This window comes from Spirosoma sordidisoli (assembly GCF_004138325.1).
GTDB lineage: Bacteria > Bacteroidota > Bacteroidia > Cytophagales > Spirosomataceae > Spirosoma > Spirosoma sordidisoli.
Genome location: NZ_SBLB01000001.1, coordinates 1,888,201 through 1,901,812, shown reverse-complemented (window position 1 = coordinate 1,901,812; position 13,612 = coordinate 1,888,201). Strand labels below are relative to the sequence as shown.

The window sequence follows — 13,612 nt, the reverse complement described above, 5'->3', positions numbered from 1 at the left end:
TTTACCCGTCATGCTACCCCTCCAGAACACAAACTCCCGAGCCCGCTACCTCGATACCCGGCCTGCGCTGCGTAGCCTGAGTTCGCTGCTGGCGTTGCTGCTGCTGGGGGCGGGGCTGGGCAAGGTGGTGGCCAAAGGCGGGGTGCCGCTGGCGCTGGCCATGGTAGCCGGTCCGCCGGCCCTCTATTACGTCATCTGTTGTTTCCGGCAGCCTAAGCTGGGGCTGATCTCCAGTTTTTACTTCGGCTTCTTTCTGGGCGGGGTCAGCCGGTGGTCGCCGGTGGCGGTTCCGTTCGGGCTAACGGTCGACGGGCTGCTGACCATCTCGCTGCTAGGGATTCTGTTTACGGGGCGTAAAGCCGATACGGCCCGGTTGCACAACCCAATGACGTATGCGGTGCTGATGTGGCTGATCTATACCATTCTGCAGCTGGTCAACCCCGAGTCGCGCAGTGCCGAAGCCTGGTTCTACAGTGTGCGCGGCTTTTCGTTTTACTGGCTGCAGGTGCTGATCGTCGGGGTAGTTACCATATCGCGGATGGCCGATCTGAACCGGATTATCCGCATCTGGTCGGGCTGCTCGTTCGTGCTGGCCATCTGGTCGTTCGAGCAGCAGTACATCGGGCTGGTAGGGGCCGATAAAGTATGGCTCGAAACGTTCGGCTATACGACCCACCTGCTGCAGGGCCAGCTCCGCAGCTTCTCGTTTGTGTCCGATGCGGGTCAGTTTGGGGCGGTCATGGCCCATATCACGGTGTTTACGCTGATTCGGGGCCTGAACGAGCCGAAATGGTCGCGCAAAATCGGGCTGTTTATACTCGCCATGGTGTATTTCTGGGGGTTTGCGGTATCCGGAAGCCGCGGCCCTGTACTCGTGCTGGGCATGGGGTTTTCGGTGTATCTGCTGCTGAAAGGCAACGTGCCGCTGCTGGTAGCCGGCGGGCTGCTGCTGCTGGGGGCCTACGGGCTGCTGAAGTTCACCCGGGTGGGGCAGAGCAACTACCAGATTCAGCGGATGCGCAGCTCGCTCGACCCCAACGACCCGTCGCTTCAGGTGCGGCTCAACAACCAGAAGACCTTCAAGATAATCATGCAGAACAAACCCTTCGGTGTAGGGCTGGGCATGACCGCTACCGGGGCTAAATACGGCGTTACGGGCGCGCTGACCGAGCTGGGCATCGATAGCTGGTACGTTCGTATCTGGCTCGAAACCGGCGTGGTGGGTCTCGTTATCTACCTGATTCCGGTGCTGCTCATGATCGTACTGGCGCTGATCAACATCCGTCGGCTGAAAGACCCGCGCCTGCGATCAACGATGGAAGCGCTGCTGTGCGGCTACGTGGGCATAGTCGGCGCTTCGTACGGGAACCAGCTGCTGGGGCAGTTTCCTACCAACCTGGTCGTGTACCTGACCATGGTACTGCTGCTGGTAGCCCCGGTACTCGATAAAGAAGCGACCGCAGCTGCTGCGCCGGCTCAACCCGCTGTCAGCTAGCCCGCAACCAGCCTGACAATGTCTTGTACCAAAACCTGATCCGATCGAAAACTTGTACCGACTATGATTATTTCAAAAATAACGAGCGGCCTGGGCAATCAGCTTTTCCAGTACGCGCTGGCCCGGCATCTGTCCCTGAAAAATAACACCCCGCTTTACTTCGATCTTGGGTTTTATGATATGAAAAACCCGAACAATACGGCGCGTCAGTTCAAGCTCGACCATTTTCATATTCATTACAAAACCATTGCCCGGAAAACGAGCATCTACCTGGCCAAAAGCACCAAACTACTACCCAACCGGAGCCTGCCGCCGGTGGTTAGCTGGGTCCGGGAAAAGCAGCATCATTTCGATGAGTCGGTGCTGCGTAAGCGGGCGGGCTGTACCATTTTACAGGGCTACTGGCAGTCGGAGAAATACTTTCGGGATGTAGCCGCCACGCTGCGCCAGGACCTGGTCTTCAAAGAAGCGACATGCCCCGATTTTCTGCGTCAGAAACAGGCCGTGCTGGCCAGCAACCTGCCGGTATCGGTACACATCAGGCGGGGCGATTACGTACACCATCCCGAGTTCAGCCAGTCGTTCGGGTTTATCGGGATCGACTACTACAGAAACGCGATCGAGCAGATGAAAGTGGCTCATGGCAACTGCACGTTTTTTGTCTTCAGTGACGATACCGACTGGGTGAAAGAAAACATGCAGTTCATTCCAGACCCGTACTTCGTCGCCAACAAAGGCGCCGACAGCGACATATATGATCTGGAGCTGATGAGCCTATGCCGGCATAACATCATTGCCAATAGCTCCTACAGCTGGTGGGGGGCCTGGCTCAACAACAACACCGAAAAAACGGTCATTGCGCCCCGGGTGTGGTACCGGAATAAGCCCGACTGGAACACCAAAGATCTGGTGCCCGAGAGCTGGGTAAAGCTCTGATCTGTTGCCACACCAGTTTTATCATTTGTTTCTATGAGTACGGTCAATAAAGCCATCAACGGAGGGAAGTGGATAACCAGTGCCACGGTTATCGCTACGGTATGTCAGTTTGCGCAGATTGCCGTTCTGGCGCGGCTGCTCGACCCGTCTGCGTTCGGGATTGTGAGCATCAGCACCATGATCGTCAATTTCTTTACCATATTCACCAACGTAGGCTTTTCCAACTCCATCATTTCGCGGCAGGAGAGTGACCGGAAGGTGCTCTCGACGCTTTACCTGCTGAATGTGTCGCTGGGCGCGCTCATGTTCGTGGTGATTTACTTCAGCTCGCCCCTGATTATCGCCTATTACAAAGAGCCCCGCCTGGAGAAGGTGATTCAGCTATCGTCCTGCTATTTTCTGATCGTTTACGTCGGCCAGATTTATTCGTTCATTCTCCAGAAAGAGCTGAAGTTTAAGTCGGTGGCCCTCACCGATATCATTGGTACCGTAGTGGGCACGTCCGTCACCGTATTGCTGGCCTATCAGGAGTATGAGGAGCTGTCGTTGATTTACGGCCAGCTATCGATGCAGCTCACCAAATCGGCCATTCAGGTTCAGCAGGGCTTCCGGTTTTTCAGACCGCTGCTGTACATGAACCTGAAGTCGGCCCGCGAGCATCTGGTATACGGTATGTACAATATCGGCGATGGTCTGCTGGGCTTCATTCAGTTCAACTCCGACAATATCGTGATCGGTGGTTTGCTCGGGGTAAAAATCCTGGGGTATTACACTATTGCCTACCAGCTGGCTATTTATCCGGTTACCAAGCTCAACCCGATTATTCTGCAGATAGCTCACCCGCTGCTGGCGCGTATGAAAGAGAACAACGAGGAGCTGAAGCGGTCGTACCTGAAAATTCTCGACATCATCAGCTACTGCAACATGCCGCTGCTGGCGGGGCTGTTCATCACCGCCGATATCGTTATTCCGATCCTGTACGGCCCCGGCTGGGAAAGCTCCGTCGACCTGGTGCGTATTTTCGTGTTCCTGAGCTTTTTTTCGAGCATGAGCCATCCGCTGTTTATCCTGGTTTTTATCAAAGGAAAACCCAAAATCCTGTTTTATCTGAACCTGGTTACCCTGCTGATCAAAGTGCCGCTGTTGTATGGGCTGGGCTCGTACTGGGGCGTAACGGGTATTGCGCTGGCGTTTTTGCTGGCTACGTTCATCAATTACGTATTCAGCTTCCTGATTGCCCACCGGCTCATCGGCTCGTTCTACAAACCGTTCTTCGCCAATATCCGGCTGCCCGTCACCTTTTGCCTGGCGATGGTCTGCCTGATTCTGCTTTACAAAACCTTTATAGGCAATACGGGGCCGGTGAATGCGGCTATGCAGATTGCCATCGGCGGGGCGGTATACGGCGGCCTGACGCTTCTGTACAAGCTGTCGTTCCCCGAAATCATGGCCCTGCGCAAGGCACTTTAACCCGGACCAGACGGCAGGGCAGGGGCCACCGGCGGCCGGTCGATGAGTAGATACGGCTCGTTATCGCCTGATATAGTCGATTCCAATCCCTACTTGATGTATGAAATACGTATCGATTCTTCTGCTGAGCCTGTTCCTGGCCGGCTCGGGACTGCTGGCGCAAACCCCTGTCTGGAGTGCTGAAAAGGCAAACGCCTGGTACCAGAAGCAGGGCTGGGTGCGGGGTGCCAATTTTCAGCCTAGTACGGCCATTAACCAGCTCGAAATGTTTCAGGCCGCTACCTTCGACCCTAAAACCATCGATCGGGAGCTGGGCTGGGCCGAAGGGCTTGGTCTGAACGCCATGCGCGTATACCTGCACCACGTAGCCTGGACCAGTGATCAGGCGGGGTTCAAAAAACGCCTGGACCAGTACCTCCAGATTGCCAGCCGACACGGTATCAAAACCATTCTGGTCTTTTTCGACGACTGCTGGAACGACGAATACCGGCCCGGCAAACAGCCCGACCCTAAACCCGGTATTCACAACAGCGGCTGGGTACGCGACCCCGGCACCATGATTCATCAGCATCCCGACAGCCTGGCCATGCTGGAGCGGTACGTCAAAGATGTGATGACGACCTTCAAAAACGACGAGCGCGTATTGCTCTGGGACCTTTACAACGAGCCGGGCAACAGCCAGTATTTCGACCGGAGCCTGCCCCTGCTGAAAGCCGTGTTTGGCTGGGCCAAAGCCGTTAACCCGTCGCAGCCCGTCAGCGCCGGGGTCTGGAGCTGGGGCGATAAGTTTACCGAGCTGAACAAATTCCAGCTGGAAAACTCGGACGTGATCACCTACCATCATTACGGCTACATCGACCGGCATCAGGAGCTGATCCGCGACCTGCGCCAATACAACCGACCGCTGATCTGTACCGAATACATGGCCCGGAAGAACGGCAGCCTGTTTCAGACGATCATGCCGATGCTGAAGCAGGAAAACGTAGGCGCTATCAACTGGGGCTTCGTGGCGGGTAAGACCAATACCATCTTTGCCTGGGGAACGCCCGTACCCAGCGGCAAAGAGCCGGAGCTATGGTTCCACGACATCTACCGTCCCGACGGCACCCCCTTCAGCCCCAACGAAATCAGCACGATCCGGGCGCTGACCGGTAAGCAATAGAACCCGCCCCGGTTTCAGCCAAACCACCCGGCCTGGTTTGTCAGAGCGGGTAGCCGCATTGGGTATCGGTAAAATCGACGGGCCGTCCGATGCATAGCTGGTATGTATCGGACGGCCATGGCGTTCGCTCATACGGTTTTTCTACCTGCTACCGGTTGCTACCGACGCTGCGCTGTGTAGGCCCTGACGGGCCATAATTGACCGTTAATACGCTCTGACATCTACCGACGCTACGCTGTGTAGGCCCTGACGGGCCATGTTGATCGTCATTACGCTCTACCGATGCTGCGCTATGTAGGCCCTGACGGGCCATGTTGATCATCATCATGCTCTCCGCTGGCATCTACCGACGCTGCGCTGTGTAGGCCCTGACGGGCCATAATTGACCGTTAATACGCTCTGACATCTACCGACGCTACGCTGTGTAGGCCCTGACGGGCCTTGTTGATCGTCATTACGCTCTCCGCTGACATCTACCGACGCTGCGCTGTGTAGGCCCTCACGGGCCTATATGCAGGCCGGGAAGGTATTGGGTGGTATAGATTAAACGAGGAACGGCTGACTGCTACCGACGCTGCGCTGTGTAGGCCCTGACGGGCCATAATTGATCGTCAATACGCTCTGACATCTACCGACGCTACGCTGTGTAGGCCCTGACGGGCCTTGTTGATCGTCATTACGCTCTGACATCTACCGACGCTACGCTGTGTAGGCCCTGACGGGCCTTGTTGATCGTCATTACGCTCTCCGCTGACATCTACCGACGCTGCGCTGTATAGGCCCTCACGGGCCATGTTGATTGTGATGCACGGTAGCTTCCGCCTGATCCATTGGCTACCGGTTCCTACCGACATCTACCCACGCTTCGAAGGCCCTGACGGGTCATCCCATGCCGTTCCCCATCGTATTCCCTAATTACCAATTCAATACCTCCCCAGCCTGCATATAGGCCCGTGAGGGCCTTCACAGCGCAGCATCGGTAGCAGTCGGCGGGTTCCACCAATCTATACCACCCAACACCTCCCCAGCCTGCATATAGGCCCGTGAGGGCCTTCACAGCGCAGCGTCGGTAGCAGTCAGCCATTCCCCGTTTAATCTATACCACCCAATACCTTCCCGGCCTGCATATAGGCCCGTCAGGGCCTATACAGCGCAGCGTCGGTAGCCAGCGTCGGTAGATGTCGGTAGCACCCGGTAGCAACCAACCGTCACCTGCTCGGTACCGGTTAAAGCGAATAATACGTGAGGGCGTCGGCTTTTTTGGGAATGGCTTCGTAGCTGGCCATCGTCTTGAGGTTGATCTCGATAGTGTTGGCAATGGTCGTTACGGGCGTATCGGTCGGGCGGCCTTCAAACGGATCCTGAAGCTGGATGGCGCTCTTTTCGATCAGGATAAACGCCGACCCGATCAGCGTAACCAGCGGCACATCGAGGTAATACATGTCGGCGTCGAAGCAGAAGGGCAATACGGCCGCGAAGAGGTAGATAAACACCTGCATGTGGAAGGTATAGGTACGCGGGAAAACCGTATTCTTGATCCGTTCGCAGCGGCCCATCGAGTCGGTAAATTTGGTAAGCGTATCGCTGAGCTGCACCATCTGGTAATCCGTCAGTTGGCCCTCGGCGTAAAGTCGCCGGATCGACTCGCCATGGGCCAGTAACAGGGCGTTCGGCTTGTTATCGGACTCCATGATACGTTTGGTAGCGGCCGGGCTGAGGAAGTTGGTCAGATGATCGGGAATGATGTGGCCCCGCAGCGCATCGCCCAGCACATAACACCACGCACAATGGCGGTTGACGAAGCTACGGACCAGATCGTGTCGGTCGGGACCGTCGGGCAGGTACATGATCAGCTGCCGGATAAAGCTTCGGCTATCGTTGACAATGGCGCCCCAGGCAATGCGGGCTTCCCACCACCGATCGTACGACTGGTTGGTTCGGAACGCCAGCAACAGCGAAATACAGGTACCCAGCAGGGTTGGTATGGCAATCGGTATCGTCAGCGTCCACAGACCAAGGGAGAATTTGACCAGTACAACTACATTGGCAAACAGAAAAACGAGCAGGGCCTCCCGGCGTATTTCACGCACAAAGAATAACAAAGGAATCCGGCGATTCAGCAGCATAATTTACGTTTCGTTGAGTAAGTAAAGTCAAATCCGGACCAAGCCGAACCGGAACCGGCTGCTGGCCAGCTACCAATGCTGTTGTGCCCCCTCCTGTCGGAGCGCGGAACAACAGCATTGGTAAGAAATGGTTGGGCCGTGCCGGTACCCGTATAAACCACCCGAACTGCGGATTTGATTAGAGAATCTGACGCGACGGGATCGGGCAACGGCTATACATACGCTCGGACAAACAGCGTTGGATGTATCGGATAACGCCGGTACCGAATGGGTTTCTGATAATGCGCGGAGCGCATCCTATTCCAGCTTCGCCGTCGGGCTGAAGGGAAAATGATTATCTGCCAGTGCCCCAGAGAGCAAGTGCCAGCAAACATGGTTCGTTATGAATCGAGCGGCAAACCAACCTGGCGTATCCAGCAAAGGCCAACAAAAAAGGGTTACCATCATTGCTGACGTAACCCTTTTCTTTGTGGGAGTTGACGGGTTCGAACCGCCGACCCTCTGCTTGTAAGGCAGATGCTCTGAACCAGCTGAGCTAAACTCCCTTTTCTTTCCCGCCCGTTGTTGTCGTTTGGGAGTGCAAATATAGCAGGCTGCTAATTGGTTTTGCAAGCGATGACTCAAAAAAAGTTGAAAAAAATAGGCCCTCCCGGGCGCAGGAGCCGCTAAAGGGCTGAAAATAAGCCGGGCAGGCCGGTGGAAAAGTAGTCTGCCCAGCCGACCGCGGACCCGGAAAGGTTGTTCCGTAGGATGAGCCTTCTCGTAGGCCGGGGCTACTGGTGTAGGGTAGCTGTGGCATGGGTAGGTATGCTGAACGACGAGCCAATGACTCCAGCCTCAACGTCAGCTAAAACAGTCGTACGTGCATCGCGGTACCTCCTACGTGGTGAAGCCAGTCGATGACCAGCAGTGGCTCGACTATTTTCAGGCGTTCCGGCGTTACGGGTGGCATGCGGTGGTGCTGCCTACCGGTCGCCAGGGGCCTTTTACTCGAAGTTCAGATAGAGGGTAACGCTGTGGGTGGTGAGCCGGTTGATGCCCAGGCTGGCCGCGTTGGTGCCGGGACGGTAGAGGTTCAGCAGACCGTGGGAGAATCGCAACTCGGGGGCCAGCTTGAAAAACTCGAAAAACTGCTCGAACCCAACCCCGTACTCCACCGCCAGGTCCATGGTGTTGGTGCTTAGCCGGCTCGCGCCCTGATTTTCCCGCCGACGTACGTTCGTTTCAACACTGAACGCGCCCCCGGCCAGCAGGTACATGCGGCTGTTGTTGCGCCGTTCCGATTTGTATTTGAGCAGCAGCGGAAAATCGAGCCAGGTCGACTCGCGGGTTTCGGTGCGGGAGGTGCCGCCGGGATAATCGTATTTGACTTCGCGGCTGAACAGCGATACGGAAGGCGTCAGGCGCAGATCCCACCGGTCGTCGAGAAAGGTGTTGACCACAAACCCGACCCGGAAACTGCCGGTGTTGGGCGAATAGATCCGATAAGCCGAGTCCGACGTAACGAAGGCCGGGCTGTACCCCACGCTGAACCGGGTAACGGGCGCTGCGAAGAAAAAACCGTAATGAATGGTTTTATCGTCGTAGCGCTCGAGGTGCTTGCGTACGTACTTATAGCCCTGGGCGTGGGCCGACAGGCAGCAGGAACTAAGCAGCAGACAAACAATCAGCGCTTGTGGCCAATGTAAATTGATGCGACGCCGAACGTAAGCGGTATCCATTTCGTGTTGGTAAAACCGGCGGCTTCGTAGATACGCAGAAAGTCAGGACCGTCGGGAAACGCCTGCACCGATTCGGGCAGGTACGTATAGGCCGACGCGTCTTTGCTCACCGCGCGCCCGATGAGCGGCAGGATGGTTCGGGAGTAAAAACCGTAGAGTTGCTTGAACGGAAACTGGCGCGGGTTCGAGAACTCCAGCACAACGCACACCCCACCCGAACGGGTAACGCGGTACATGTCGGTCAGGCCTTTCAGCAGATTCTCGAAGTTACGCACACCAAATGCAACGATGACAGCATCGAAATCATTGTCTGGCAGCGGCAAACCTTCTGAATCGCCCGACCGCATCTCGATAATATGATCGACACCCCGCTTCCGCATTTTGTCGCGCCCTACCGACAGCATACCCTCCGAAATATCCATGCCCACGATTGTCTCGGGCTTCAGCGCCAGCGCTTCGAGGGCAAAATCGCCCGTGCCGGTCGCGATGTCGAGGATGCGTTTGGGCGGCTGGGAAGAGGCTTTCCGGAGTTCGCGGATGGCTCGTTTGCGCCACAGGATGTCGATACCACCACTCAGCACGTGGTTGAGCAGATCGTATTTGGGCGAGATGCTGTCAAACATCTCAGCCACCTGGTCGCGCTTGGAGGTGTCTTTGTCTTTGTAGGGTACAACGGCCATTGGCGTCAGTGAGCGAAAGTGTGTATGAACGAAAGGGCGAATTGCGTCCGGCTTTTTCGCTTTCTGACAAACCGGGCGTTTGAGCGGAAAGTTTCGTGCCATCGGTTCGGGATTGCGTTTCCGCGCGGTTCTGCGTAGCTTTCCCATTGACTATACAACCAGAACACATGAATCTCTTTCTGCTTCCCCTTGTCTCTTTCCTGGTTTACCTCGCCCCACCCGACAAAAATGTGCACAGGATTCACCAGCGGGTGCTGACGCTCGACACCCATGCCGATGCGCCCATTATGATGCAGAAAGCAGGCTTCGACGTGGGCCAGCGCCACAACACCAAAGGCAGCGGATCCCAGATCGACTTTCCCCGCATGAAAGAAGGCAATATGGATGCCATGTTTTTTGCGGTTTATACCTCGCAGGGCCCCCGCACGCCCGAAGGCCATGCCGAAGCCAAACGAAACGCTCTCAACCAGTTTGACCTGATCCATCAGGCGCTGAAAAAATACCCGAACCTGGCCGAGCTGGCTACCACGCCCGAAGATGCCTACCGCATCGAGAAAGCGGGCAAACGCGCCGTGTTCATCGGTATGGAAAACGGCTACCCGGTCGGGCAGGACCTGTCGCTGCTGAAAACCTATTACGACCTGGGGTGCCGCTACATGACGCTGACCCACTTTGCCAACAACCTCATCGGCGACTCGTCGACCGATCCGGACGGGCCGATGTACGGCGGGCTGAGCGAGTTTGGCAAGAAGGTGGTGCCCGAAATGAACCGGCTCGGCATCCTGATCGATGTCTCGCACGTGGCCGACAGTACGTTTTACGACGTGCTTGAACTATCGAAAGCGCCCGTCATTGCGTCGCACTCCAACAGCCGCGCCCTCTGCGATTTTCCGCGTAACATGACCGACGAGATGATTAAGGCCATTGCGGCCAAAGGCGGGGTGGTGCAGGTCAACTTCGTGAGCGATTACCTGAAAAAACCGTCGGAAGCGCACCGGGCGGCCAAGACCAAAATCCGGATGGCGCGCGTAGGCAAGGTCGTTACGCCCGAGATGGAAGCCCGAATGACGGCCCTGAGCGATTCGGTAGCGAAAGCCTACGCGTCGGAGCGGGCGAGCCTGGCCGATATTGTCGATCATATCGATCATATTGTGAAGCTGGTCGGCATCGACCACGTCGGCATCGGCTCTGACTTCGACGGGGGCGGGGGCGTTAACGGACTGGAAGACGTCAGCCAGATCGAAAACCTGACCGCCGAGCTGGTACGCCGGAACTACTCCGAGACAGACATCGCCAAAATCTGGGGGGGTAACCTGCTGCGCGTCCTGGGCCAGGCAAAGGTCAGGTAAGGCTGGCAGCTCCGCTCCATTAAAAAAACCGCAGCATCTGTCGATACTGCGGTTTTTTGTGGGCCAGCCAGGACTCGAACCTGGGACTTACTGATTATGAGTCAGGCACTCTAACCAACTGAGTTACAAGCCCGTTGCTGGTCAATTGCTTGACGTCAGCGATGCAAATTTAAGCATTTTTAGGCAGAATAGCAGCGATGGGCCGGATTTTCGGTGATCCGTTGCTAAAAAATCGGCTAAATCCTGTGCATCTGTCTACTACTTTTGCCGCATGGCAGCGCCCAACAAGAAAAAAATCCTGAACGACCCCGTTTACGGATTCATCACCATACCGACTGAACTGCTGTTCGACCTGGTCGAGCATCCGTATTTTCAGCGGCTTCGGCGTATCAAGCAGTTAGGCCTGTCGGAGTATGTATATCCGGGGGCGCTGCATACGCGCTTCCATCACGCGCTGGGGGCCATGCACCTGATGGGGCAGGCCATGCAGACCCTGCAAAGCAAAGGACACCGCATCAGCGATGCCGAGTGCGAAGCCGCCCAGATCGGTATTCTGCTCCACGACATCGGGCACGGGCCGTTTTCCCACGTGCTCGAATGCTGTTTGCTCGATAACGTGCCGCACGAAGAAATCTCGCTGCTGCTCATGCATGATCTGAACGAGCAGATGGGCGGGCGGCTGTCGCTGGCGATCCGGATGTTTGAAGGCACCTACGAACGGCCTTTCTTTCACCAGCTCATGTCGAGCCAGCTCGATATGGACCGGATGGATTACCTTAACCGCGATGGCTACTATACGGGCGTGGCCGAAGGGGCCATCGGCGCCGAGCGCATCATCAAGATGCTCGACCTGGCCGACGATACGCTGGTTGTAGAGGCCAAAGGAATTCTGAGCGTCGAAAATTTCCTCAACGCCCGGCGGCTGATGTACTGGCAGGTGTATCTGCACAAAACGTCGATCTGCTGCGAGTCGATGCTGGTTCAGATCCTGCGCCGGGCGCGGTTCCTGGCCCGGCAGGGCGCGGCTATCTACGCCCCCGATCCGTTCCGGCTGTTTCTGGCCAACAGTATCTCGCTCGCCGAATTCCGGACCGACCGCACTTACCTGAATGCCTTTACCCGGCTCGACGATTATGATGTCTGGTCGTGCGTCAAGCAGTGGGCTACCCACGACGACTGGGTGCTGGCAACCCTCTGCCAGATGCTGCTCGACCGCCGTCTGTTCAAAATTCTGCTGTCGACAGAGCCGTTTGCGGGGGCGCTGCTGACCCAGATCGAAGGCCAGCTGCGCGAGCTGGGCCTGTCTGACGATGCCCTGTCGTACTTCCTGGTGGAGGGTCAGGCTACCAATGCGGCCTATATGCCATCCGAGGAACGGATCAGTATAAAACTGAAATCGGGTAACGTAATCGATATAGCCGATGCATCCGATTTATCGAATATTCAGGTGCTGACTAATATTGTTCGGCGGTATTACGTTTGCTGGGCACGGAATCTGGCGTTCAACGAGGTCGAGAAGTAAGTGCCCGGCTGAGGCTCAGTGCGGGAAAGTGCAATTTGTTAATTACCTTAGCGGCCCAAATACCCGTTGAAACAGAGCGTTCCGGAACGGGCTTTATACGTATATGGAGTTTACAGTTAAGCAGATCGCTATGCTGCTGGATGGCGAGGTTGCCGGCAACGAAAGTTTGGCAATCAGTAAGTTAGCCAAAATAGAGGAAGGACAGCCAGGCGACATTTCGTTTCTGTCTAATCTGAAATACGAGCCACATCTCTATACGACCCGGGCTTCGGCGGTTATTGTTGACCGTTCGTTTCAGCCTAAACGCCCGGTTTCGTCGGCTCTTATTTTTGTAGAAAATTCCTACTCTGCCTTTACCCGCCTTCTCGAAGAGTATCATAAGCAGATTAGTTTTGCCCGGATGGGGGTCGAAGAGCCATCGTACCTGGGCGAAGGAAGCCAGATCGGCGACCAGATTTACCGGGGGGCTTTCTCCTACATCGGCCGGAACTGCCAGATCGGTAAAAACGTCAAAATTTATCCACATACCTATGTGGGTAACAACGTGCGGATCGGTGATAACACCATTCTGCAGGCTGGCGTCCGGATTATGGACAACTGCGTGATCGGGAATTTCTGCGTGCTGCATCCCAACGTCGTTATCGGCAGCGAAGGCTTCGGCTTTGCGCCCCAGGCCGACGGCTCGTACAAGACCATACCGCAGCTGGGTAACGTCATCATCGAAGACTTTGTCAACATCGGTGCCAGCACGACCATCGACTGCGCCACGCTGGGGTCGACAATTATTCGCCAGGGAGTTAAGCTGGATAACCTGATCCAGATTGCCCATAACGTCGAGATTGGCCGGAATACCGTCATTGCTGCCCAAACGGGCATTGCCGGATCGACCAAAATCGGAGAAAATTGCGTTATAGCCGGACAGGTCGGCTTTGCCGGTCACCTGACCATTGCCAACAACACCAAAGTAGGCGCTCAGTCGGGCGTTGGTAAGAACATTACCGAAGAGGGAACCTCGCTGAACGGGTCGCACGCCTTCCTGCTGCGCGACAACATGCGCTCGCAGGCTATATTCCGCCGATTACCCGATCTTGACCGGCGGGTCAGTGAACTCGAGAAAAAGAACAATAAATAGTTTTCAGGTTTCGGGCATC

Annotated in this window: 10 protein-coding genes and 2 tRNA genes; 7 read left to right on the top strand and 5 right to left on the bottom strand. The window is 56.1% G+C overall.

Translation table 11 applies throughout. The annotated features are described in order from the left end of the window. Positions 1–10: 10 nt before the first annotated feature. From EQG79_RS08155 to EQG79_RS08140, 4 genes are all read left to right on the top strand, one after another. Positions 11–1,495 (top strand): O-antigen ligase family protein, encoded by a 1,485-nt coding sequence (locus EQG79_RS08155; protein WP_129601054.1) that lies wholly within the window; start codon positions 11–13, stop codon positions 1,493–1,495. 63 nt (positions 1,496–1,558) lie between these two features. Beyond that, positions 1,559–2,431, top strand: a complete 873-nt coding sequence (locus tag EQG79_RS08150; protein ID WP_129601053.1) for an alpha-1,2-fucosyltransferase — start codon at positions 1,559–1,561, stop codon at positions 2,429–2,431. Between the two features lie 33 nt (positions 2,432–2,464). Further along, on the top strand, positions 2,465–3,901 hold the full coding sequence (locus EQG79_RS08145; protein WP_129601052.1) for an MOP flippase family protein: 1,437 nt from the start codon (positions 2,465–2,467) through the stop codon (positions 3,899–3,901). A 100-nt stretch (positions 3,902–4,001) separates the two neighbouring features. Then, positions 4,002–5,063, top strand: a complete 1,062-nt coding sequence (locus EQG79_RS08140) for a glycoside hydrolase family 2 TIM barrel-domain containing protein (RefSeq protein WP_129601051.1) — start codon at positions 4,002–4,004, stop codon at positions 5,061–5,063. A gap of 1,226 nt (positions 5,064–6,289) precedes the next feature. On the opposite strand, the gene EQG79_RS08135 is transcribed toward EQG79_RS08140, so the two are convergent. From EQG79_RS08135 to ubiE, 4 genes are all read right to left on the bottom strand, one after another. Then, complete coding sequence (locus EQG79_RS08135; protein WP_077920613.1) at positions 6,290–7,189, bottom strand: bestrophin family protein; 900 nt, start codon at positions 7,187–7,189, stop codon at positions 6,290–6,292. A gap of 470 nt (positions 7,190–7,659) precedes the next feature. Then, a tRNA-Val gene (locus EQG79_RS08130) sits at positions 7,660–7,734 on the bottom strand. 441 nt (positions 7,735–8,175) lie between these two features. Then, complete coding sequence (porT, locus tag EQG79_RS08125; protein WP_077920614.1) at positions 8,176–8,910, bottom strand: type IX secretion/gliding motility protein PorT/SprT; 735 nt, start codon at positions 8,908–8,910, stop codon at positions 8,176–8,178. After that, positions 8,856–9,590: a bifunctional demethylmenaquinone methyltransferase/2-methoxy-6-polyprenyl-1,4-benzoquinol methylase UbiE gene (gene ubiE / locus EQG79_RS08120; protein WP_077920897.1), complete on the bottom strand. Its 735-nt coding sequence runs from the start codon at positions 9,588–9,590 to the stop codon at positions 8,856–8,858. Before ubiE ends, porT begins: the two co-directional genes overlap by 55 nt. A gap of 167 nt (positions 9,591–9,757) precedes the next feature. Here ubiE and EQG79_RS08115 point away from each other — a divergent pair, with 167 nt between their 5' ends. Continuing rightward, positions 9,758–10,939, top strand: a complete 1,182-nt coding sequence (locus tag EQG79_RS08115) for a dipeptidase (protein WP_129601050.1) — start codon at positions 9,758–9,760, stop codon at positions 10,937–10,939. A gap of 59 nt (positions 10,940–10,998) precedes the next feature. Here EQG79_RS08115 and EQG79_RS08110 read toward each other — a convergent pair. Then, positions 10,999–11,072 (bottom strand) — tRNA-Ile (locus EQG79_RS08110). A 138-nt stretch (positions 11,073–11,210) separates the two neighbouring features. On the opposite strand from EQG79_RS08110, the gene EQG79_RS08105 reads away from it, so the two are divergent. Together EQG79_RS08105 and lpxD are read left to right on the top strand one after the other, a co-directional pair. After that, positions 11,211–12,461, top strand: a complete 1,251-nt coding sequence (locus tag EQG79_RS08105) for an HD domain-containing protein (protein ID WP_129601049.1) — start codon at positions 11,211–11,213, stop codon at positions 12,459–12,461. Positions 12,462–12,564: 103 nt separating this feature from the next. Next, positions 12,565–13,593, top strand: coding sequence for a UDP-3-O-(3-hydroxymyristoyl)glucosamine N-acyltransferase (gene lpxD, locus EQG79_RS08100; RefSeq protein WP_129601048.1), 1,029 nt, complete (start codon positions 12,565–12,567; stop codon positions 13,591–13,593). The last annotated feature ends 19 nt before the right edge of the window (positions 13,594–13,612 follow it).

Coding starts and splice junctions, on each gene's coding strand:
- EQG79_RS08155 (WP_129601054.1), top strand. CDS start 11: ATGCTACCCCTCCAGAACACAAACTCCCGAGCCCGCTACCTCGATACC.
- EQG79_RS08150 (WP_129601053.1), top strand. CDS start 1,559: ATGATTATTTCAAAAATAACGAGCGGCCTGGGCAATCAGCTTTTCCAG.
- EQG79_RS08145 (WP_129601052.1), top strand. CDS start 2,465: ATGAGTACGGTCAATAAAGCCATCAACGGAGGGAAGTGGATAACCAGT.
- EQG79_RS08140 (WP_129601051.1), top strand. CDS start 4,002: ATGAAATACGTATCGATTCTTCTGCTGAGCCTGTTCCTGGCCGGCTCG.
- EQG79_RS08135 (WP_077920613.1), bottom strand. CDS start 7,189: ATGCTGCTGAATCGCCGGATTCCTTTGTTATTCTTTGTGCGTGAAATA.
- porT (WP_077920614.1), bottom strand. CDS start 8,910: ATGGATACCGCTTACGTTCGGCGTCGCATCAATTTACATTGGCCACAA.
- ubiE (WP_077920897.1), bottom strand. CDS start 9,590: ATGGCCGTTGTACCCTACAAAGACAAAGACACCTCCAAGCGCGACCAG.
- EQG79_RS08115 (WP_129601050.1), top strand. CDS start 9,758: ATGAATCTCTTTCTGCTTCCCCTTGTCTCTTTCCTGGTTTACCTCGCC.
- EQG79_RS08105 (WP_129601049.1), top strand. CDS start 11,211: ATGGCAGCGCCCAACAAGAAAAAAATCCTGAACGACCCCGTTTACGGA.
- lpxD (WP_129601048.1), top strand. CDS start 12,565: ATGGAGTTTACAGTTAAGCAGATCGCTATGCTGCTGGATGGCGAGGTT.